Origin of the sequence: Streptomyces sp. NPDC058239 (assembly GCF_042882185.1) — a bacterium.
GTDB lineage: Bacteria > Actinomycetota > Actinomycetes > Streptomycetales > Streptomycetaceae > Streptomyces.
This window is the reverse complement of sequence record NZ_JBHVWS010000015.1, coordinates 88,149-108,397: the sequence shown is the minus strand read 5'-3', so window position 1 is coordinate 108,397 and position 20,249 is coordinate 88,149. Positions and strand designations below refer to the sequence as shown.

General features: G+C 68.4%; 18 protein-coding genes and 1 pseudogene. 11 read left to right on the top strand and 8 right to left on the bottom strand.

The features are described from left to right. Positions 1 to 32: 32 nt before the first annotated feature. Together ACFVYE_RS18705 and ACFVYE_RS18700 are read right to left on the bottom strand one after the other, a co-directional pair. The gene (locus ACFVYE_RS18705; RefSeq protein ID WP_383964914.1) at positions 33 to 302 is read right to left on the bottom strand and encodes a hypothetical protein; all 270 of its coding nucleotides are present in this window, start codon (positions 300 to 302) and stop codon (positions 33 to 35) included. A 36-nt stretch (positions 303 to 338) separates the two neighbouring features. Further along, positions 339 to 803, bottom strand: coding sequence for a MarR family winged helix-turn-helix transcriptional regulator (locus ACFVYE_RS18700; protein WP_383964911.1), 465 nt, complete (start codon positions 801 to 803; stop codon positions 339 to 341). Between the two features lie 158 nt (positions 804 to 961). Between ACFVYE_RS18700 and ACFVYE_RS18695 the strand changes: the two genes are divergently transcribed. After that, complete coding sequence (locus ACFVYE_RS18695) at positions 962 to 1,270, top strand: VOC family protein (protein WP_383964908.1); 309 nt, start codon at positions 962 to 964, stop codon at positions 1,268 to 1,270. A 109-nt stretch (positions 1,271 to 1,379) separates the two neighbouring features. Here the strand turns inward: ACFVYE_RS18695 and adhP are convergent, their stop codons facing one another. Both adhP and ACFVYE_RS18685 read right to left on the bottom strand, forming a co-directional pair. Further along, positions 1,380 to 2,393 (bottom strand): alcohol dehydrogenase AdhP, encoded by a 1,014-nt coding sequence (adhP, locus tag ACFVYE_RS18690; RefSeq protein WP_383964905.1) that lies wholly within the window; start codon positions 2,391 to 2,393, stop codon positions 1,380 to 1,382. Positions 2,394 to 2,589: 196 nt separating this feature from the next. After that, positions 2,590 to 3,141, bottom strand: a complete 552-nt coding sequence (locus ACFVYE_RS18685; RefSeq protein ID WP_383964902.1) for a glycoside hydrolase family 25 protein — start codon at positions 3,139 to 3,141, stop codon at positions 2,590 to 2,592. 154 nt (positions 3,142 to 3,295) lie between these two features. On the opposite strand from ACFVYE_RS18685, the gene ACFVYE_RS18680 reads away from it, so the two are divergent. Then, on the top strand, positions 3,296 to 3,991 hold the full coding sequence (locus tag ACFVYE_RS18680) for an NADPH-dependent F420 reductase (protein ID WP_383964994.1): 696 nt from the start codon (positions 3,296 to 3,298) through the stop codon (positions 3,989 to 3,991). A 121-nt stretch (positions 3,992 to 4,112) separates the two neighbouring features. Here ACFVYE_RS18680 and ACFVYE_RS18675 read toward each other — a convergent pair whose 3' ends face one another. Then, positions 4,113 to 4,985, bottom strand: coding sequence for an oxidoreductase (locus ACFVYE_RS18675; protein WP_383964899.1), 873 nt, complete (start codon positions 4,983 to 4,985; stop codon positions 4,113 to 4,115). Positions 4,986 to 5,101: 116 nt separating this feature from the next. Here ACFVYE_RS18675 and ACFVYE_RS18670 point away from each other — a divergent pair, with 116 nt between their 5' ends. Further along, positions 5,102 to 6,052, top strand: a complete 951-nt coding sequence (locus ACFVYE_RS18670; RefSeq protein ID WP_383964896.1) for a LysR family transcriptional regulator — start codon at positions 5,102 to 5,104, stop codon at positions 6,050 to 6,052. On the opposite strand, the gene ACFVYE_RS18665 is transcribed toward ACFVYE_RS18670, so the two are convergent. Together ACFVYE_RS18665 and ACFVYE_RS18660 are read right to left on the bottom strand one after the other, a co-directional pair. Further along, the gene (locus tag ACFVYE_RS18665) at positions 6,012 to 7,376 is read right to left on the bottom strand and encodes a radical SAM protein (protein WP_383964893.1); all 1,365 of its coding nucleotides are present in this window, start codon (positions 7,374 to 7,376) and stop codon (positions 6,012 to 6,014) included. The two genes, ACFVYE_RS18670 and ACFVYE_RS18665, sit on opposite strands and share 41 nt — an antisense overlap. Before the next feature lie 157 nt (positions 7,377 to 7,533). Continuing rightward, positions 7,534 to 8,379, bottom strand: a complete 846-nt coding sequence (locus tag ACFVYE_RS18660; RefSeq protein WP_383964891.1) for a pentapeptide repeat-containing protein — start codon at positions 8,377 to 8,379, stop codon at positions 7,534 to 7,536. A 123-nt stretch (positions 8,380 to 8,502) separates the two neighbouring features. Between ACFVYE_RS18660 and ACFVYE_RS18655 the strand changes: the two are divergent. The 7 genes and pseudogenes from ACFVYE_RS18655 to ACFVYE_RS18625 all read left to right on the top strand — a co-directional run. Then, positions 8,503 to 8,913, top strand: a pseudogene (locus ACFVYE_RS18655) (FAD-linked oxidase C-terminal domain-containing protein); the annotation flags it as partial. A gap of 124 nt (positions 8,914 to 9,037) precedes the next feature. Next, on the top strand, positions 9,038 to 9,529 hold the full coding sequence (locus tag ACFVYE_RS18650; RefSeq protein ID WP_383964889.1) for a hypothetical protein: 492 nt from the start codon (positions 9,038 to 9,040) through the stop codon (positions 9,527 to 9,529). Positions 9,530 to 9,617: 88 nt separating this feature from the next. Then, complete coding sequence (locus ACFVYE_RS18645; RefSeq protein ID WP_383964886.1) at positions 9,618 to 9,845, top strand: hypothetical protein; 228 nt, start codon at positions 9,618 to 9,620, stop codon at positions 9,843 to 9,845. 415 nt (positions 9,846 to 10,260) lie between these two features. Next, positions 10,261 to 11,427: an L-rhamnose isomerase gene (rhaI, locus tag ACFVYE_RS18640; protein WP_383964883.1), complete on the top strand. Its 1,167-nt coding sequence runs from the start codon at positions 10,261 to 10,263 to the stop codon at positions 11,425 to 11,427. A gap of 68 nt (positions 11,428 to 11,495) precedes the next feature. Next, a complete protein-coding gene (locus ACFVYE_RS18635) occupies positions 11,496 to 13,541 on the top strand; it encodes a bifunctional aldolase/short-chain dehydrogenase (protein WP_383964880.1) in 2,046 nt (681 codons plus the stop codon). 16 nt (positions 13,542 to 13,557) lie between these two features. Then, on the top strand, positions 13,558 to 15,036 hold the full coding sequence (locus ACFVYE_RS18630; RefSeq protein ID WP_389606420.1) for a rhamnulokinase family protein: 1,479 nt from the start codon (positions 13,558 to 13,560) through the stop codon (positions 15,034 to 15,036). Between the two features lie 81 nt (positions 15,037 to 15,117). Next, positions 15,118 to 16,581: an arabinose isomerase gene (locus ACFVYE_RS18625; RefSeq protein ID WP_389606418.1), complete on the top strand. Its 1,464-nt coding sequence runs from the start codon at positions 15,118 to 15,120 to the stop codon at positions 16,579 to 16,581. 77 nt (positions 16,582 to 16,658) lie between these two features. Here ACFVYE_RS18625 and ACFVYE_RS18620 read toward each other — a convergent pair whose 3' ends face one another. After that, positions 16,659 to 17,732: an enoyl-CoA hydratase/isomerase family protein gene (locus ACFVYE_RS18620; RefSeq protein WP_383964872.1), complete on the bottom strand. Its 1,074-nt coding sequence runs from the start codon at positions 17,730 to 17,732 to the stop codon at positions 16,659 to 16,661. 243 nt (positions 17,733 to 17,975) lie between these two features. Here ACFVYE_RS18620 and ACFVYE_RS18615 point away from each other — a divergent pair, with 243 nt between their 5' ends. After that, positions 17,976 to 20,123: a SpoIIE family protein phosphatase gene (locus tag ACFVYE_RS18615; RefSeq protein WP_383964870.1), complete on the top strand. Its 2,148-nt coding sequence runs from the start codon at positions 17,976 to 17,978 to the stop codon at positions 20,121 to 20,123. The last annotated feature ends 126 nt before the right edge of the window (positions 20,124 to 20,249 follow it).

Genomic DNA, 20,249 nt, shown 5'->3' with positions numbered 1-20,249 from the left:
CACCTGGCCGGCAACCGGCAGGGCTGCTTGGTTCAGCGGGCCTGACCGATCGCGCTGCGCAGCATGGCGACCGTCGTCGCCGCCGCCGCGCGCTCCGCGCCGTCATCCGTCGCGCGTACCCGCTCCTCCAGGAGCACCGCGGCGGCTTGGAGGACTCCCACCCGGACCGGAACGCTCTGCATGGCCGCCAGTACGGCCGCCGCGTGTTCGGCCGCGGTTGCGGTCGCGGCCTGCGGAATGAGGGTGGAGATTCCGCGCCCGAGCGCACGGTCACGAGGCGGCTGAGCCGCGGCTGTGGTCACCCGGGAAAGTCTGCCGCACCGGGCTCGGGGAATCGCTCAGCGACCTGACCGCGGTTCTTCGGGCCCTTCGTGGACATGGGCGTGGACTCGCCTCAACAGGGCCGCCAGCTGCGCCTGTTCGGGGCCGGTCAGGGGGGCGAGCAGTTCCCGCTGCACAGTCAGGGCCTCGGCCTGCAGATCCGCGAGCATCGCGCGGCCCGCCGGGGTGGGCGTGACGGTCACCCGGCGGCGGTCGGTGGTGTCGCGAGCCCGGTCCACGAGTCCTGCCACCGTCAGATCGTCCACGATCTTGACCATGTCGCTCCGGTCGATCCCGAGCCGTGACGCCAGCTCCCGCTGCACATGAGGGCCGAAATCGACCAGCGCCGACAGCACAGCCATGTGCCAGAGCCGCAGATCGCGCTCGGCCAGCCGCGCTGCCAGCCGGCTCCGCGCGGTCTTGCCGGTCTTGGACAGCAAATAGGTCGTGAGTCCCAGGAGGCTGGGCGGGGTCTCGCTCATTGACGATATCTTAGGCTTATACCAATGATGGGTCTTCACCTACTAATTGGAGCACGTCATGGATGCCTTGCACCCGCGCCTGCTGGTCAGCAGGTTCACGGATTGCCTCCGCTTCTACGATGCGGTGCTGCCCGCTCTGATCGGGGCGACCCGGGCCAGTGGCAGCGAGTCCGGCCCGTACGCACACTGGGACGTCGACCGGTCAAGGGGTACTGGCGCTCTTCGACCGCGGTGCGATGGCGGCCGTCACCGGGACCGCAGGTCTGCCGAGCGAGGCACCACCCGCCCAGGACCGTTCGATGTTCGTCTGCCGGGTCGCCGATGTCGATGCCGGGCTGACGCACTGCCTGGAACACGGTGCTTCCCCTGTCGCCGGTGCGTGCGACCGTCCGGACTGGGGCCCCACGCTCCGCACCGCCCATGTGCGCGATCCCGAGGGCCACCTCATCGAGTTGCAGTCGTACTGAGCGACCGGGGCGGCGCCGGTCCGCACCCGGCCAAGGCACGGACAAGGCACGGACGAGAGCCCGGACAAGCACCGCCGACGGCTCTGTACGTCTGCGGTTCAGCGCAGGTTCAACGCATGTCGAAGACGAGACGACCTGACACTTTGCCCTTCAGCACTTCGTCGATCGACGCGTTGATGTCCTCAAGGCCTCGGCTCTCGCGGACGACGCGCGTGCGGCCGAGCCTGTGCAGTTGGAACACTTCGGCGAGATCCTCACGGGTTCCGACGATGGAGCCGACGATCTTCGTACCGTTCAGTACTGTGTCGAAGACGGGCAGTTCGAGCGTGCCCTCGGCGGGGAGCGCCACCAGGACCAGCGTGCCACCCCGGCGCAGCGCGCCGTAGGCGGCGCCGAACGATGCGTTGCTCACGGCCAGCGAGATGGCCGCGTCGGCTCCACCGAGCCGGTGGGTCTCCTCGGCAACATCCTGGACCCGGGCATCGATGACATGGTCGGCGCCCAGTTCGCGGGCGAGAGCCAGCTTCTCGTCGGTGACATCGACGGCGATCGTCTCGGCGCCGAAGATCCGCGCGTACTGCAGGGCGAGGTGGCCCAGACCACCGATACCGGAGACGAGGGCGCGCGTGCCCGGGCGTGCGCCGGACAGTTTCACGGCCTTGTACGTGGTGACGCCCGCGCAGGTCAGCGGTGCCGCGTCCAGCGGGTCGATGCCGACGGGTACCGGCACCACGTATGTTCCGTGCGCCAGCGCGTACTCGGCATGGCTGCCGTCCACGGAGTAGCCGCTGTTCTGCTGCTTCGGACAGAGCGTCTCCCAGCCGGAGATGCAGTAGTCGCAGTGTCCGCACGCCTCTCCGAGCCAGGGGATGGCCACTCGATCCCCCACCGCAAGATGCTTGACCTGTACACCGGCCGCTTCCACGATGCCGATGCCTTCGTGACCCGGCACGAACGGCGGGCTGGGCTTGACCGGCCAGTCGCCCCGTGCCGCGTGAATGTCCGTGTGGCACAGCCCGGAGGTCTCCATCCGCACCAGGACCTGGTGCCCGGCCGGTGTCGGCACGGGCCTCTCCTCGACCACCAGCGGCTCGGTGAAGCTGCGGACAACGGCGGCTTTCATGGATTACTCCTCCGCTTCGATCGGGCACGTCCGGCTCAGCGGCCACCCTCCACCATCACAGAGAGGGACAGAAGCCTTGAAACAGAGTATTTCAGATGGCCGGATTTCACTTTCCCGTGCCCCTGCCGATGTTCGGTGCCACGTGCTGCGTGCCCGCACATCGCTGCCCGATCGCCGGCCGCACGCCCGCGCGCGGCTACCCCTGAGCCCAGTCACGCATGGCGGCCCGCGAGGAGAACGCGGCTACGTCCTTGTCGAGCGGCTGGTCGGTGTACTGATGAATGCGCCAGGACGCCTTGATCCTGGGCTTCCCCGCGGTCACGTAGTCGGCTATCCACAGGCCGTCCCCCGCATACGACGTGGTGTCGTGATTCAGCCAGAAGTAGCGGTTGCAGTACAGCAGAACCTTGTGATGGGGCCTCAGTCGCTTGACCTCACGGATGAAGCGGTCCTTCTCGGAATTGCTCGCCCGCGTGCCCTCGCCGTTCTCCTCCCAGTCCACGGCGAGCAGATCACCCGCATTCTCCGGAGCCTTGCTCACGAAGTACTCCGCTTGCGCCGTGATGTTGCCCGGCCAGAGAAAGTGGTAGAAGCCGACCACGCATTCTGCGTCCCTGGCACGCTTGATCTGCGAGGTCAGATGCGGATTGACGTACGAACGGCCCTCGGTGGCCTTGATGAAGACGAAGTCCAGTCCGTCCGTGTCGAAGGACGACTGATACGAGCTGACGTCGACGCCATGCAGCATGGGCACCGCCTCCAAGCGGGCTCGGTGATTCCGTTCCTCTTCCTGTACGTGCCCGCAGTCGTCCGGTCCCATCCTTCCGGTGAAAGGGCGAATCAATTTGCCACTGGCCGGAATATGGGCCCGCAGTGGGTAGTTGGTGAACCGGCGAGACCACATCAAGTACCGCGGGCACCATCGGAAGGTCGGATCCATGAAGATCGGCATCATCGGAGCGGGCAACATCGGCGGTAACCTCACCCGGCGCCTCACGGCGCTGGGCCATGACGTTTCCGTCGCCAATTCGCGCGGTCCGCAGACGCTCACCGCACTCGCCGAGGAGACCGGCGCCACCCCGGTCACCGCCGCGGAAGCTGCTCGGGGAGCCCAGGTCGTTGTCGTCACCGTCCCTGTCAAGGCCGTCCCCGCTCTGCCCTCGGGGTTCCTCGACGAGGCCGCAGAGGGGGTCGTGGTCATCGACACAAACAACTACTACCCGCAGCAACGCGACGGCCGCATCGCCGCGATCGAGGACGGTCTGGCGGAGAGCCGGTGGACCGAGGAACAGATCGGCCACCCGGTGATCAAGGCATTCAACGGGACGTACGCGCAGGACATCCTTGCCAACGGCCTCCCGAAGGGCAGCCGCGGCCGTCAGGCGCTGCCGGTGGCCGGTGACGACGCTGCAGCCAAGCAGGTCGTACGCGACCTCATCGACGAACTGGGCTTCGACACCGTGGACGCGGGCGGCCTCGACGAGTCCTGGCGGCAGCAGCCCGGCACGCCGGTCTACGGCCATCAGGGCGATGCCGAAGCCGTCGCCAAGGCGCTCGCCGAAGCATCCCCGGAGCGCACGGCGGAGTGGCGCGCCTGACGGCACGGATTGCCGGCAATCAACGGGTTCGTCCCAGCGCGGTCGCCGCATGCACCGGACCGTCGAGAGCCCGACGGTCCAGTCCATGCGCTCCACAACCCGGTCCCGCCGCCCACGGCCCCTAATCGCCGAAGTCGGTGCTGCGGCTGACTGTCTCCCACTCAAGAGTCTCGGCCCGGGCGGCATCGAGGTGGGCGTGGACCGCATCGGTCGCATCGTTGCCGAGCAGCAGCCGGAGCGGCGTCTGCTCGGCGGCGAGGGCGGTGAGTATGGCCGAGGCGGCCTTGTCGGGGTCGCCCTCCTGCTTGCCGTCCGAGCTGGGGAGATCGGTCCGGACGGGGCCGACAGTCGCCTCGTACGCGGGGATCGCGGCGGTCTGCCGGAGTGCCCCTCCCCCGGCGAACCCGGTCCGGAACGACCCGGGTTCGACGATCAGCACCTTGATTCCGTGCGGGGCCACCTCTGCCGCAAGTGCCTCGGACAGCCCTTCGAGGGCGAACTTGGTCGCCGAGTAGGCGCCGACACCGGGGAACGAGAAGCGCCCGCCCTGGCTGCTCATCTGCACAATGGCGCCGGACTGCTGACGGCGCATGTGGGGCAGTACCGCGCGGACCAGCGCTGCGGGGCCGAAGAAGTGCAGGTCCATCAAATCCCGCAGCTCTCGGTCGGTGGTCTCCTCGACGGCCCCCACCAGACCCAGCCCCGCGTTGTTCACGACCACATCGATCCGCCCGTACCAGAGCACCGTGTCGGCGACGACCGCGGCGATGCGTGCCGTGTCGGTGACGTCCAGCTGGGCTGCGACCGCCCGGTCGGGGTACACGGCGACCAGATCGTCGAGGGCTTCGGGCCTGCGGGCCGTCGCCACGACGGTGTCCCCGGCGGCCAGAGCGGCGGCCGCGATCGAACGGCCGAAGCCGGAAGACGCTCCGGTGATCAGCCAGACGCGGCCTTTCACCTTGTCTCGGTCAGCGGCGCCGGCCCCTGCGTTCATCCGTAACTCTACTTGTTCAAAGGGGTTGTTGACCTCGCTCAGTTATGCCAGCCGGCATCCGGGGTGGTCCAAGACAGAGTCTCTCTCGCTCCATAAGGACGATTTATGATCGCTGGATGGAGCTGCGTCAGCTGACCTACCTCACCGTGATCGCCGAAGAGGAGAACCTCGGACGGGCCGCGCAACGGCTGTACGTCAGTCAGCCGGCCCTGTCCTACGCCCTGAAGAGCCTTGAGTCCGAGCTGGGTGTGCGGCTCTTCGACCGGCACGCCGGTGGTGTGTCCGCGACCGCTGCCGGGCGCGAGGTGATTGCCGAGGCCCGGCTCACCGTCCGTCAGTCCGAGCGGGTGACCGCCGCAGCCCAGCGGCACCGGCGCGCGGAGACTGGTGTGCTGCGGGTGGGATTCGAGGCGAGCGGTGCGGGTGAACTCACCACCCGCGCGCGGGCCGAGTTCGCACGGCGCCACCCCGGAGTCCGTGTGACACCGAAGCGGTACGACTGGGGTCAGGAGGCTGCGGCTCTGCGTGAAGGGCTGGTCGACCTGGCCTTCGTCTGGCTGCCCAACGACCTGACCGGGCTCTGCACCGAGGTGGTGCACACAGAGCCACGGGTCGTTGGGCTCCCGTCCGGGCACGCGCTCGCGGGCCGCGACGGGATATCCGTACTCGACGTGCGTGACGAGCCGCTGATGTGGACCGAGCGGGCACCGCGCGAATGGGTGGACTGGTGGGCCGTCAACCCCCGCCCGGACGGATCGAGTCCGAAGTGGGGGCCGACCAACGACAACGTCGAGGAGATGCTGGAGCAGGTCGCGGAGGGCTCCGCCATCTGCTTCGCACCACTGAGCATGGCCCGGTACTACGCCCGGCCCGATCTCTCGTGGGTGCCACTGACCGATGTCGAGCCCCTGCGAACCGTGCTCGCCTGGGTCGACGGCACGGACAACGTCCTGGTGCAGGGTTTCGCCCGGGTCGTACGTGAACTGGCTTCCGCCGCCCCGGTGGTGCCCGACGAACGGCCCGGTACTACTGAACGTCGTCCGGACGGGCCGGAAGACTGTCCATGAACGAGCTGACGGAGAAGACTGCGCGCCCCGGGCCGGGCGGTCCGTAGCCAGGGGGCGAGCTGAGCCCGTACTCCTCCATGGTCGCGCGGTAGGCGTCCAGCAGGCGGATGTGGTACTCCAGCGGCGCTCCGTCCGGGTTGGTCTTTCCGAGCGGGGTGGTGGGCTCCGGGCACCAGGTGGTGAATCGCGGAGTGATGCCGTGCGACATGAAGAACCGCAGGCCCTCGGTGGTCGAGTCGATGGCCTCGTTCACCGTGGTGAAGCCGAAAGGCTCGGCCATCTCCACGCCCGCCACGAAGTTGGGGATGACATTGCGGGGACCGAAGACCTCGGCGGAGTCCAGGATGCGGCGGTGCCACTCGTCGCGGCCCACGTAGCGTTCCTTGCCGGGGCAGTAGAGCTCGAACAGCCGACGGTCCCACACCTCGTAGTTGGGGTGGTAGATCTGGACACCGTAGTCGTGGAAGCGCTGCACATCGGCCTTGGGCAGGGCCTGGGCGACAACCTTGCCGATCCAACGACCGGGGAAGCGCTCCTCGATGGCCTTGGCGTACTGCCCGTAGAAATCGGCCTCGTCGCGGCCGCCGATGTGAGAGGTGATGGCACCGCCGGTGAGGGTGTAGGCGGTGGAGGTCTTCGCGGTGTCGTACTTGTCGATGATGGCCAGTGCCTCCAGGACCTCCTCGACCGGCTTCACACCGGTGTACGGGCGTCCCGCCGCCTTGTGCTGGCGCCAGTTGTGGTTGATGTCGCAGTACTGGCACTCCTCCTTCGCCCCGAAGTACTGGCAGACCCGGAAGACCGTCAGATAGACGAGGTAGCCCCACTGGATGGTGGGCGCGACCTCCATCACGGACTTTCCGTTCTCAAGGGTGTGACGGTAGTAGTCCGGCATCGGCGGCAGTCCGACGTCGGAGATCCGCCTGCCGTCGAGGTACAGCCCGAGCACACCGTCGTCATCGGCCGCGACGCGGTACGGGGACGCCGGGTTGACCCGAACCGACACCACGGTCCTGCGCAGTTCGTACGGACCTCCGGTGAGCACGATCTCCTCCGGCGGACGGCGGAGTGCGGCCGCGCCGAGCTCGGGGAGGGTTCCGTGGTCGAACGAGAAGATGAAGTACGACTTCGGCTTGACATCACCGCCCTCGTTGTCGCTGAGGGCGGACTCGTCGAACGCCACGCCGCCGCGCAGCAGATCTTCCTTGATGACGGCTTCCCGGGGCACGTGCGGGAACTGCTCCATGAGCCGCTCGATCAGGCGGGTGCGGTTCCCGCCGGCGCGACTCTGCTCGGTGCGGCTGCGGTCGGTACTGCTGGGCATGTGCGGGACTCCTCGGTCCGGTCGTCGAAGGCGCTCCGGGTACGCCACACTGTGCAACGAACCACGGGCGTCGGCCGTGCCCCGCCGCACCGGCCGATTCGTTCCGGCCCGGCGGAGACGGTGTCCGAGCCGTCAGAATCGCGGTCCGGGCCGGGAATCACCGGTGCCAGTGCGTGGGGCGGCTGAGCGAGGGCGGGACTTTCGTCGTCGCGTCGCCCCTGGCCGCATTGAGCTGAGCCTGGGTGAGGAAGAGACTTCCGGTGAGATCGGCGCCGGCCAGGTCGGCATCCCGGAAGTCGGCCCCGATCACATCGGCCAGACGCAGATCGGCGCCCTTGAGGTCAGCTGCGATGAGGTAGGCACCCCGCAGATCGGCGCCCTGCAGATCGGCGCCTTTGAGCCGGGCTCCGATGAGGTCGGCGCCGCGGCGGTCACGCTTCTTGCTGCGGGGCACCGTGGCTCGTACGAGTTCGCTGGTACGGAGCAGCAGGGCGGCCACGTCGTCACGGTGTGCGGCCACATCCAGGTCCGTGAACGCGTCCGCCGGGAGATGGGTGAGACGTTCCGTTTCGTCGAGGGTGCGGCGGATCTCGCCGTGCAGGGAGCGCGCCGGTTCCAGGGACAGCGCTTCCGTCAGGTACCAGAGGAGTTCATGGAGCTGTCGCATGACCGGGAACACCTCGAACATCTGCTGGGCGGTCTGCGGGGCCCGGCGCCAGTCCCGTCCGTCGAAGGTCTCGTGGGAGACCTTCTGGCCGGCTCCGAAGCAGTCGTAGACGGTGCAGCCGGGGAAGCCCTGGGTCCGTAGTTCGGTGTGGATGCCGCAGCGGAAGTCCGCCTGCAGATTGCGACAGGGCTTACCGGCATCCTTGTTGATGGCGAAGTCCGCAGACCGGGTCAGGGTCAGTGCGACGCAGCACAGCCCGAAACAGTTCGCACAGTCGGCGCGCAGCGAAGCACGATCGGTGCGATCGGTACCGGGGCCTTCGGCATTCTCGGGCACAGTGCGTGGATCCTCTGGGGTACGGGGCTGTCGGACGGTCGACCCTATCGGGATCCGTCACCCGTACGCACCGATTTCATGATCGCTCCCGTCTGAAGCCGCGTCACCGATGTCCACGACGGTCTGACCGAGGACGTCTGTGTGCCGCGGACCGCGGTTCCCGAGATGCCGGCCCGGATCGAGAAGACAGCGGCCCGGCACGACATCCCGGTGGCCAACATCGCCGCCGGGGACGGAAACCTGCACCCGCTGATCATCACCCCGCCCGGAGACGAATCCGCGCGATCCCGTGCCCAGTTGGCCTTCGAGGACATCCTCGACGATGCGATCGCGCTCGGTGGCACCGTGACGGGCGAGCAAGGGGTGGTACTGCTGAAGATGCGCGGCATGAACACGGAGCTGGGCTCCGCGGTGCTCGGCATGCATCACGCGGTGAAGGCGGCGCCGGACCCGCACGGCAGCCTCGGTCCGGGCAAGGTGCTCGGCGGGGCCGGGACGTCTCCGTCCGGTGAAGGGGACGTTCCGCGGGCGTAGTCAGGATGCGTCGGGCGTGGTGGGGCCGGCGACCCGGTCAGGACGTTCGACACCTCGCGCCCGAGCCGTTGTCAGTGGGGCGACGCACACTGGCAGCAGTACGGCACGGGCGAAGGGGACGCTGATGGACACCGAGCACGAGACCGGCTTCGAACCAGCCACCGGGGACGGCCCGAGGAACCACGCACCGGACGGAAGGCGTGACGCCTCGGTACGGACGGCGTTCGAGGGGATGCTGCAGATCCGGCGGCTGACGAACACCGGGCACACGAGCCCGGAGGGCGTACCCGCACAGTGGGAGACCAACCGGCCGATACGGGCCATCGCCCTGGCCCTGGAGGCGTCGGGTCTGGCCGCCTCGGTGGTTGACGACTCCGGCCTGCGTACGGCGACCGGGTACCGCCTGGAGCAGGGAGAGGCGCCGGGCAGCGTAAGGGTCGAGTGGCTCGGTCCTCCCGGCAGCGGGGCCGCCCACGCGGAGGAGGGCGAGCTTGCCCGGTGCGCGGCTGTGCTGCGGGAGTTGGGCTGGACGGTGCTGCTGTACCGCGGACCGCGGCGCAGAAGATTTCTGGAGGTCGAACCACCGGCCGGTGTCCGACGGCCGAACGGCGACTAGTGGGCGGCCTCGCGCCGCTGTGGGAGTGCGTTGTCAGACCCATGAGGGATGCTGGTGGGTCCGACACCTCTGACCGGGAGATGCTGAGATGCGCGATGACGAACTCGCCGCGGCCCAGGCGTATGTCCGACTGCTGGAGGCCACTCGGGCCGCACTCGCGGAACCTGACGAGGGCCCCTTGTACGTGCCATTGCTCGCCTCGCCGATCGCGGAGGCCGATGGCGCGCTGGAGCGCGCGGGGCTCTGCGGCAACGAGTCCCGGTTCTTCGATCTCGTGCGCTCACTTCAGCCGAGCATGTCCGGCAGCGGTCGCTGAACGAATCCGCTGAAGGATCCCGCGGTTGCGGTGTTCTCCATCGCCGGGCGGCCGGACCGGAAGGTCCCGCCCCGTCCGGCGGTCAGCGGTCATAGCCGTCGCCGCGCCGTCGCTCTTCACCTCGTCGCTCGGATGCGCCACCATGCTCTGAACGAGTCGGCGTGCAGGGCGTTCTCAGGACCACCCCGAGCCCACTCGATTCCTGTCGGCCCGAACCCAATCGCTCGTCCCGTGGTCAACCCCCTCTGCGAGCGCGCCGCCCCCACCTATGGGGTGAATTGATTCAAGTCGAGAAGAGAACACGACTAGCCGCTTGACTGGAAGCTAGTGAAAATCCTAGCGTACGACAAGATGAAACGATTCATATTGTCCTGCCGACCGTCGGTCGCTGGATGACTCCGCTTGTGAGGTGTTCATGTCTGATGTGTCGGCCGTCAAGGCAGCTCTGAAGTCGCAGGTGATCGAGACACCGTCGTGGGGGTACGGGAACTCCGGCACGCGGTTCAAGGTGTTCGCGCAGCCAGGAGTGCCGCGCGACCCGTTCGAGAAGCTGGAGGACGCGGCCCAGGTGAACGCGTTCACGGGTGTCGCACCGAAGGTTTCGCTGCACATTCCGTGGGACAAGGTCGAGGACTACTCAGCGCTGACCCGGCATGCCGAGGATCTCGGGCTGCGGATCGGCGCGATCAACTCCAACGTCTTCCAGGACGACGACTTCAAGCTGGGATCGGTCACACACCCCGACCCGAAGGTGCGCCGCAAGGCCACGGACCATCTGCTGGAGTGCGTCGACATCATGGACGCGACCGGGTCCCCCGATCTCAAGCTCTGGTTCTCCGACGGCACGAACTACCCCGGGCAGGATGACATCGTGGCCCGTCAGGACCGGCTCGCCGAGGCGCTGGCCGAGGTGTACGAGCGGCTGGGCGACGACCAGCGGGTGCTGCTGGAGTACAAGCTGTTCGAGCCGGCGTTCTACACGACCGATGTGCCGGACTGGGGTACGGCGTACGCGCACTGTCTGAATCTCGGCCCGAAGGCTCAGGTGGTCGTGGACACCGGGCACCACGCGCCAGGCACCAACATCGAGTTCATCGTGGCGTTCCTGTTGCGTGCGGGAAAGCTCGGCGCGTTCGACTTCAACTCCCGGTTCTACGCCGACGACGATCTGATGGTCGGGGCCGCCGACCCGTTCCAGTTGTTCCGGATCATGCACGAGGTGGTCAAGAACGGCGGCATGAAGCCCGAGACGAACGTCAACTTCATGCTCGACCAGTGCCACAACATCGAGGCGAAGATCCCTGCCGTGATCCGGTCGGTCGCCAATGTGCAGGAAGCGACCGCCAAGGCATTGCTGATCGACATGGACGCGCTGAGCGCCGCGCAGCAGTCCGGCGATGTGCTGGCCGCGAACGGTGTCCTCATGGACGCGTACAACACCGATGTCCGTCCGCTGCTCGCCGAGGTGCGTGATGAGATCGGGCTGGCCAGGGATCCGTTCGCCGCATATCTGGCCTCGGGCAATCAGGAGCGGATCGCGGCCACCCGGGTCGGTGGCGAACAGGCCGGCTGGGGCGCCTGAGCCCCGCCCCCTCTCCCCCGTACGCCCGTCCGACCGATTCAGCCCGAACCCGACATCGAAGGAATCTCATGACGTCCGCGACCCACGCCGAAGTCGCCGCGCTCCTGGAGCGCGCCCACCGGATCGGCTCCGACGCCCGAAACACCAACTACGCAGGTGGCAATGCATCGGTCAAGGCCACCGCCACCGACCCGGTCACCGGCGGCGAGACCGAGCTGCTGTGGGTCAAGGGGTCCGGTGGCGATCTCGGCACGCTGACCGAGGCCGGTCTCGCCGTGCTGCGCCTGGACCGGGTGCGCGCGCTCAAGAACGTGTATCCCGGGATGGCGCGCGAGGACGAGATGGTGTCGGCGTTCGACTACTGCCTGCATGGCAAGGGCGGCGCCGCTCCGTCCATCGACACGGCGATGCACGCCCTGGTCGAGGCCGCGCATGTCGATCATCTGCATCCGGACTCGGGGATCGCGCTGGCGTGCTCTGCCGACGGTGAGAAGCTCACGGCGGAGTGTTTCGGCGACAAGGTGGCCTGGGTGGGCTGGCGCAGGCCCGGGTTCCAGCTCGGTCTGGACATCGCCGCGGTCAAGGAGTCCAGCCCACAGGCCGTCGGTGTGATCCTCGGCGGCCATGGGATCACGGCCTGGGGCGAGACGTCCGAGGAGTGCGAGCACAACGCGCTCTGGATGATCCGCACCGCTGAGGCATTCCTTCAGGAGCGGGGCAGGACGGAGCCGTTCGGCCCCGTGTGGGCCGGCCGGGAGGCCCTCTTGGAGGAGCGGCGCCGGGAGCGAGCCGCCGCGCTCGCCCCGCTGATCCGCGGTCTGGCCTCAACCGACCGTCCGCAGGTGGGTCACTTCACCGACACGCAGCCCGTGCTGGACTTCCTCTCCCGCACCGAACACCCGCGGCTCGCCTCGCTCGGTACCTCGTGCCCCGACCATTTCCTCCGTACGAAGGTCAGCCCACTGGTCCTCGACCTGCCCGCGGACTCACCGCTGGACGAGGCTGCGGCACGCCTGAAGGAACTGCACAGGGAGTACCGGGAGGCGTATCGCGCGTACTACGAGCGTCACGCAACCCCCGACTCCCCCGCGATGCGCGGCGCGGACCCGGCAATCGTGCTGGTGCCCGGAGTCGGCATGTTCTCCTTCGGCAAGGACAAGCAGACTGCCCGGGTCGCCGGGGAGTTCTACCTCAATGCCATCAATGTGATGCGCGGCGCCGAGGCCGTCTCCTCGTACGCGCCGATCGAGGAGTCCGAGAAGTTCCGCATCGAGTACTGGGAACTGGAGGAGGCCAAGCTGCGCCGGATGCCGAAGCCCAAGCCACTGGCCACCCGGGTGGCGCTGGTCACGGGTGCGGGGTCCGGTATCGGCAAGGCCATCGCGCACCGGCTGGTCGCGGAGGGGGCGTGCGTCGTCGTCGCGGACCTGGATGCGGAGAGCGCCTCCTCGGTGGCGCAGGAGCTCGGCGGACCCGACAAGGCTGTCGCGGTGACGGTCGACGTGACCAGTGAGGAGCAGATCGCCGGGGCACTCAAGGCGGCGGTGCTCGCCTTCGGTGGTGTGGATCTCGTCGTGAACAATGCCGGGATCTCGATCTCGAAGCCGCTGCTCGAAACCACGGCCCGGGACTGGGATCTTCAGCACGACATCATGGCGCGCGGCTCGTTCCTGGTCTCGCGTGAGGCCGCCAGGGTGATGCGGGCGCAGAACCTCGGCGGCGACATCGTCTACATCGCGTCGAAGAACGCGGTGTTCGCGGGCCCGAACAACATCGCCTACTCGGCGACCAAGGCCGATCAGGCTCACCAGGTGCGGCTGCTGGCGGCCGAGTTGGGCGAGCACGGGATCCGGGTGAACGGCATCAACCCCGACGGTGTGGTACGCGGTTCGGGGATCTTCGCGGCCGGCTGGGGTGCCCAGCGTGCGGCGACGTACGGCATCGAGGAGGAGAAGCTCGGCGAGTTCTACGCCCAGCGGACCCTCCTCAAGCGCGAGGTGCTCCCCGAGCACGTCGCGAACGCCGTCTTCGCACTGACCGGCGGGGACCTCACGCACACCACCGGTCTTCACATTCCCGTCGACGCCGGTGTGGCGGCGGCGTTCCTGCGATGACCCGGATGAGAGTCCCATGTCTGTGACGTCACTCAGCGACGCGGTCTTCGCGGCCGTGGACCTCGGTGCCACCAGCGGCCGGGTGATCACCGGCCGGGCCGGTCCCGGGAAGCTCGTGCTGACCGAAGCGCACCGCTTCCCCAATACCCCGGTCCGGCTGCCGGACGGGCTGCGGTGGGATGTGCTCGCCCTGTACCAAGGGATGCTGGACGGTCTGCGGACCGCTGCGCGCAGCGGTCCGATCGCCTCGGTCGGCATCGATACCTGGGCGGTCGACTACGGCCTTCTCGATGCCGACGGGGCACTGCTCGGGCTGCCGTTCCACTACCGCGACAGCCGTAATGGCCAGGTAGCCGAACAAGTGCTGGCCGAATGCGGGGCGCAGGAGCTGTACTCCGTCAGCGGCTTGCAGCATCTGCCGTTCAATACGGTGTTCCAGCTCGCCGCGCATCATGCGAGTTCCCACTGGGGTGCGGCACGGAGGATGCTGTTGATCCCCGATCTGCTGGTGCACTGGCTGACCGGAACGGTGGGCGCGGAAATCACCAACGCGTCGACGACCGGCCTGTTCGATGCATCTGCCGGGACGTGGTCCGATGCGCTGATCGGCCGACTGGGTCTGGAGCGTTCCTGGTTTCCGCCCCTGCGTGAGCCGGGTGACCCGGCGGGGACACTGTTGCCGCATGTTGCCGAGTACACCGGGCTGCCGGCCGGTACACCGGTGACGACCGTCGCTTCGCACGACACGGCGTCGGCGGTCGCCTCGGTGCCCGCGGTCGAGCCCGGATTCGCGTATGTGTCCTGTGGCACCTGGTCGTTGGCAGGTCTGGAACTGGCGGCTCCGGTGCTGACGGAGGAGTCCCGGGCGGCGAATTTCACCAATGAGCGCGGGGTGGACGGCACCATCCGCTATCTCCGCAACATCATGGGCATGTGGCTGCTGGAGGAGTGCCGCCGTGCCTGGGGCCGGCGGGGTACGGCTCCGGGCCTGGCCGAACTGCTGGCAGAGGCGGCCCGTGCCCGGCCGTTCGCCGCGTTGATCGACCCGGACGACGAGATGTTCCTCGCTCCGGGTGACATGCCGTCGCGCATCGACACCCGTCTCGTACGAACCGGACAGCATCCGCCCGACACTCCCGGCGGGTATGTGCGGTGTGTGCTGGAGAGCCTGGCGCTGGCGCATCGCAGGACGCTGCGGCAGGCCGCCGGTCTTGCGGGGCGGGAGCTGACCTGTATCCATCTCGTCGGCGGGGGTTCACGCAACGAGCTGTTGTGCCAGTGGACCGCGGATGCCACCGGCCTCCCGGTCACGGCCGGTCCCGCCGAGGCGACCGCGATCGGCAACGTACTGCTCCAGGCACGCGCCCATGGCCTGGTCGGCGACCTCATGGACATGCGACGACTCGTCGTGCAGACGCAGGAATTGCGCCACTACACCCCCCAGGGAGATCAACGGGCCTGGGACCGGGCTGCCGCAAGGCTGGAGCCGGCCTGAGTCCTGGACACCTCGACCGGGAGCCCGGGCCCCTCTCCGTGGGAACCCGGGTACTCGATGGAAGACGAAGGAAGGAAACCCATGACTGATGTATCTGCCGCCGTGCTCGACGGCGTGCTCGCCCGCACCACGCGTCGCCGTACCCGTGTCGGTCTGGTCTCGGGTGGACTCGGCGCGTACTGGCCGCAGTTCCCCGGTCTCCTCGACCAGCTGCAGGAATCGGCGCGCTTCGTGACCGGGCGGTTCGAGGAGATGGGCTGCGAGGTCGCCGACGCCGGCTTCATCTCCGACCCGCAGGAGGCCGCCAAAGCAGCGGAACAGCTGCGCAGGGCCGACTGCGACATCGTCGTGATGTTCCTGACGACATATCTCACGGCCTCGATGGTCCTGCCGATCGCTCAGCGCACCCACACTCCTCTACTGGTCATCGACCTCCAGCCGACCGAGGCGATGGACCACCCGAACACCGACACGGGCAAGTGGCTGGCGTACTGCGGACAGTGCCCGCTTCCGGAAGTCGCCAATGTGTTCCGGCGAAGCGGTATCCGCTTCCGCTCCGTCTCCGGCCATCTGCACGACGAGAACGCCTGGAACCGGATCCGCCGCTGGACCTCGGCCGCGCAGGTGCGCGGCACGATGCGTCACGGCCGGCACGGGCTGATGGGCCACCTCTACCCCGGGATGCTCGATGTCTCCACCGACATGACGCTGGTCTCCACCCAGTTCGGCGGACACGTCGAAGTCCTCGAATTCGACGACCTGCGGGTCCGGGTCGCCGCCGTGACGGACGAGGAGGCCGCCGAACGCGTTGCGCTCGCGCGTACGGTCTTCACCCTCGACGACTCCGTCGACGAGGACGATCTCGCCTGGGCCGCCCGGGTGTCGGTCGGACTCGACCGGCTCGTCGAGGACTTCGAGCTCGACAGCCTCGCCTACTACCACCGCGGACTCGAGGGCGAGATCCACGAGCGGCTCGGCGCGGGCATGATCCTCGGCGCGTCGCTGCTGACCGCCCGAGGCGTCCCGATGGCCGGTGAGTACGAGCTGCGCACCAGCCTCGCCATGCTCATCGCCGACACCATCGGCGCCGGCGGCTCCTTCACCGAGCTCCAGGCCCTCAACTTCCGCGACCGGGTCGTCGAGATGGGCCACGACGGCCCCGCCCACCTCGCGATCAGCGCCAAGGATCCGCTGCTGCGCGGGCTGGGCGTGTACCACGGCAAACGCGGGTGGGGCGTCAGCGTCGAGTTCGACGTCAAACACGGTCCGGTCACCACGTTCGGTATCGGTCAGGAGGCGGACGGCACCTTTGCGTTCATCGCCTCCGAGGGCGAAGTCGTCCCGGGACCCCTGCTGGAGATCGGCAACACCACCTCCCGCGTCGACTTCGGCTTCGACCCCGGCGAATGGACCGACGCATGGTCCTCAACCGGCATCGGCCATCACTGGACTCTCTGCACCGGCCACCGCGCCAAGGACCTGAAGGCCGCGGCAGACCTGCTCGGCATCCCGTTCCGCACCGTCACCGGCCCCAACGAGCTCTGAACCGGCCTCCGCAGTCCCCGGTCCGTCTCAATTCCGTCTTCGTCCGCCCCGGCCTGCCTCAGTCCGTACTCGTCAGATCAGTCCGTCGCCCGGGAGTCGGAGTCCAGGCCGAGTTCCCGTTCGCCCAGCGTGGCGAAGAAGAGCGCCACGTCGGCCTCGGAGACCTCGGCCAGATCCGCCGGGCTCCACCGGGGATTGCGGTCCTTGTCAATGATCTGGGCACGCACGCCTTCCACCAGGTCGGGCCTGGTGAAGGCGGTGCACGAAGTCCGGTACTCCTGGTCGAGCACCGCCTCCAGGCTGTCGAGCCTGCGGGCCCTGCGCAGGGCGGAGAGTGTCACCTTGAGCGCGGTGGGCGACTTGGCCAGGATCGTCTCGGCGGCCTGCTTGGCGGCGGGGACACCGCTGTTGTCAAGACGGTCGAGGATCTCCTCGACGGAGTCGGCCCGGTAGCACGAATCGATCCACTCGCGGTGCGCCGCCAGTTCGCCGCCCGGCGCGGGCGAGGCGAACCGCCGCACCGTCACCTCGATCTCGGCAGCCGTACCGCAGTCGGCGAGGGCCCTGGTGAGCTCGGTGAGGCGCTGCGACGGTACGAAGTGGTCGGCGAGCCCGCACAGCAGCGCATCACCCGCGCCGACCGCATCCGCGGTGAGCGCCAGATGGGTGCCGAGCTCACCGGGCGCGGCACCGAGCAAGTACGTCCCGCCCACATCAGGGACGAAGCCGATGCCGGTCTCGGGCATGGCGATGCGCGAGCGCTCGGTGACGATCCGGACGTCGCCGTGGGCCGAGACACCGACGCCGCCGCCCATCACGATGCCGTCCATGATCGCGACATACGGCTTGGGGAATCGGGCGATACGGGCATTGAGCCGGTACTCGTCACGCCAGAAGTCCATCGATGAGCCGCCGCCCGCGCGGGCGTCCTCGTGGATCGAGCGGATGTCGCCGCCGGCGCAGAGGCCGCGCTCCCCCGCCCCGGTGATCAGGACCGCGGTGACGGTGTCGTCGCGCTCGGCCTCGGCGAGTGCTCCGTCGATCCGCAGCACCATGGTGTGGTTCAGCGCGTTGAGGGCGCGCGGGCGGTTGAGGGTGATGTGCCGGACGCGCCCTTCGGTGTGCAGCAGGACGGGATCGTCGTGGTTCATGAATGCGCTCCGGTCAGCCCCTGTGCCGTATCGCCCGCCGGTCGCGGACGATCTTCCGCTGCCATTCTGCGGGGCGGGTCCCGGGCTCGGGCAGCGGGGGTGCGGAGGCCGCCTGGAACAGCCCTCAGCCCGGTTTTGGCCGGGTGTCCGCTGTGGCAGCCTGCCGGAACCGGTTCGACAATTAAGACACCCCGTACGGGCCGTGCCGCCCGGCTGCCCCGCCGGAAGACCTCCGGAGCAGGAATGACCGATCACGACCGGCAACCGAGCACATCCGTCCCGCCCCGCCTGCTGATCGAGAAGACGCACAACGGCGAGACCGCGACGGCGCAGCGGCTTGCCATGAATCGGACGGGTAGTTTCGAGTGGGACCTGGATGCCCACACGCTCGACATCGACGAAGCGGGCCTGCTGGTCTTCGGGCTGGACCCACTGACCTTCGACTCACGGCCCGAGTCCCTGGTGGAACGGCTCGAACGTCCGGAACGGACCAGACTCAATGCGGCCATCGACGAGGCGATCAAGGGTGGGCGCAGCTCGTACAGCGTTCACTTCCGGGTACCGCTCGACGGCGGCAGGGACCAGTGGACCCATATCCAGGCGCGGATACTGCGCAGCGACGACGGCCGGGCGCACCGAGTTGTCGGGGTGGTACGGGACGCGACGGCGGAGGTAACCCATTCGGCCTTCGTGCGGGACCTGGAAAAGCGGCGGCAGCGCCAGACCAGCATTGTTGAACGCACGACGAGCGCGTTGTCACATGCGGTGACCGTGGATGACGTGACCGCCGCGCTCACCGGACCGGGCGGGCTGGACCGGCTCGGCGCGGACGGCCTCGCACTCGGTCTGGTCGAGAACACCGCACTGAACGTCATCGCCCTGAGCGGCGACCCACTGGAGGCGATCGACGAGCTTGGATCCACGGGTCTGGACCGGAGGTACCCCCTGGCCGACACCATTCTCAGCGGCCGCCCGCGGTTCCTGACCTCGGTCTCGGGACTCATGCACCGCTATCCCGTGCTGACCCCCTACGCAGGACGGCTGGAATTCCGCGCGGCCGCCTATCTGCCGCTCGTCGCCCAGGCGCGTTCCCTCGGCACCCTGGCGCTCTTCTACCACGAAAACACGAGTTTCACCGCTGATGAGCGCAATCTGTGTCTGGGGCTGGCTGCCATCGTGGCCCAGTCCCTGCAGCGGGCGAAGCTCTTCGACGAGGAGCGCGAATTCGCCACCGGCCTCCAGTCGACCATGCTTCCGCGGCGGGTCCAGGAGATCGAGGGCGGCGAGATAGCCGTGCGCTATCACGCGGCCTGGAGCGGACGCCAGGTCGGCGGTGACTGGTACGACGTGATCGCGCTGCCGATGAACCGCTTCGGCATCGTCGTGGGTGACGTGCAGGGCCATGACACGCATGCCGCCGCAATCATGGGCCAGTTGCGTATCGCCCTTCGCGCGTACGCCGGCGAGGGACACCATCCGTCGACGGTGCTGGCCCGGGCCTCGCGCTTCCTCGCCGAACTGGACACGGAACGCTTCGCGACGTGTACGTACGCCCAGGTCGATCTCGCCTCGGGGACCGTGCGTGTGGTGCGCGCCGGCCACTTCGGACCGCTGATCCGGCACATGGACGGCCGGGTCAGCAGCCCGCAGGTGCGGGGCGGTCTGCCCCTGGGCATTTCGACCGACTTCGAGGACGAGGAGTTTCCGGAGACCCGTCTCGACCTGGTGCCGGGCGAAACCCTTGTCCTGTACACCGATGGACTCGTGGAAGAGCCGGGGGTCGATGTCGACACCGGCGTGCAGGCTCTGATCAACGAGGTCAGCGCGGGGCCCGCGGGCGCTCAGGCGCTGGCCGATCATCTGTCGGACCGGCTGTGGGAGCGTTGGGGTTCGGGGGACGATGTCGCCCTGCTGGTGCTGCGGCGCAGCCCGGACCCTGGGTCGCCTCGGGCTCCGCGGCTGCATCAGTACGTCCACCAGGCGGACCCGGAGGGACTGTCCGACGCCCGCACCATCGTGCGCCAGGCCCTGACCGACTGGGACATGGCCGAATTCGCCGACGACGCCGAGCTGGTGACCGGGGAACTGCTGGTGAATGTACTTCTGCACACGGAAGGTGGCGCGGTACTCACTCTGGAGGTGCTGCCTGAGCCCGTCCGGCGGGTCCGGCTGTCGGTTCAGGACCGTTCAAGCGTGTGGCCGAGACGTCGCAGCCCGGGAGAGACCGCGACATCGGGGCGAGGTCTGCTGCTCCTGGATGCCGTCGCCGCCCGTTGGGGTATCGAGCCTCGCGGCGAAGGCAAGGCCGTCTGGTGCGAGATCGGTCCGGCGGCGCCGCCCACCTCCACTCCCCCGCTGCCGCCCGCGGAGCAGGAGCAGGAGCAGGTGTGACGAAAACGCGCAGAGGGGTGTGTGGCCCCCCGCGGGGGGCGAAAACCCACCACCCGTGGGGGTGGGGGGATTAGTCAGCCGCTGGCACCCTGTGACTCAAATCTGTTGGGGAGGTGCGCGAGGCGC

Excerpts from the sequence above, each read along its gene's own strand:
- ACFVYE_RS18700 (WP_383964911.1), bottom strand. The coding sequence starts at position 803 with ATGAGCGAGACCCCGCCCAGCCTCCTGGGACTCACGACCTATTTGCTG.
- ACFVYE_RS18625 (WP_389606418.1), top strand. The coding sequence starts at position 15,118 with ATGACTGATGTATCTGCCGCCGTGCTCGACGGCGTGCTCGCCCGCACC.
- adhP (WP_383964905.1), bottom strand. The coding sequence starts at position 2,393 with ATGAAAGCCGCCGTTGTCCGCAGCTTCACCGAGCCGCTGGTGGTCGAG.
- ACFVYE_RS18645 (WP_383964886.1), top strand. The coding sequence starts at position 9,618 with ATGCGCGATGACGAACTCGCCGCGGCCCAGGCGTATGTCCGACTGCTG.
- ACFVYE_RS18630 (WP_389606420.1), top strand. The coding sequence starts at position 13,558 with ATGTCTGTGACGTCACTCAGCGACGCGGTCTTCGCGGCCGTGGACCTC.
- ACFVYE_RS18635 (WP_383964880.1), top strand. The coding sequence starts at position 11,496 with ATGACGTCCGCGACCCACGCCGAAGTCGCCGCGCTCCTGGAGCGCGCC.
- ACFVYE_RS18670 (WP_383964896.1), top strand. The coding sequence starts at position 5,102 with ATGGAGCTGCGTCAGCTGACCTACCTCACCGTGATCGCCGAAGAGGAG.
- rhaI (WP_383964883.1), top strand. The coding sequence starts at position 10,261 with ATGTCTGATGTGTCGGCCGTCAAGGCAGCTCTGAAGTCGCAGGTGATC.
- ACFVYE_RS18650 (WP_383964889.1), top strand. The coding sequence starts at position 9,038 with ATGGACACCGAGCACGAGACCGGCTTCGAACCAGCCACCGGGGACGGC.
- ACFVYE_RS18675 (WP_383964899.1), bottom strand. The coding sequence starts at position 4,985 with ATGAACGCAGGGGCCGGCGCCGCTGACCGAGACAAGGTGAAAGGCCGC.
- ACFVYE_RS18665 (WP_383964893.1), bottom strand. The coding sequence starts at position 7,376 with ATGCCCAGCAGTACCGACCGCAGCCGCACCGAGCAGAGTCGCGCCGGC.
- ACFVYE_RS18685 (WP_383964902.1), bottom strand. The coding sequence starts at position 3,141 with ATGCTGCATGGCGTCGACGTCAGCTCGTATCAGTCGTCCTTCGACACG.
- ACFVYE_RS18615 (WP_383964870.1), top strand. The coding sequence starts at position 17,976 with ATGACCGATCACGACCGGCAACCGAGCACATCCGTCCCGCCCCGCCTG.
- ACFVYE_RS18620 (WP_383964872.1), bottom strand. The coding sequence starts at position 17,732 with ATGAACCACGACGATCCCGTCCTGCTGCACACCGAAGGGCGCGTCCGG.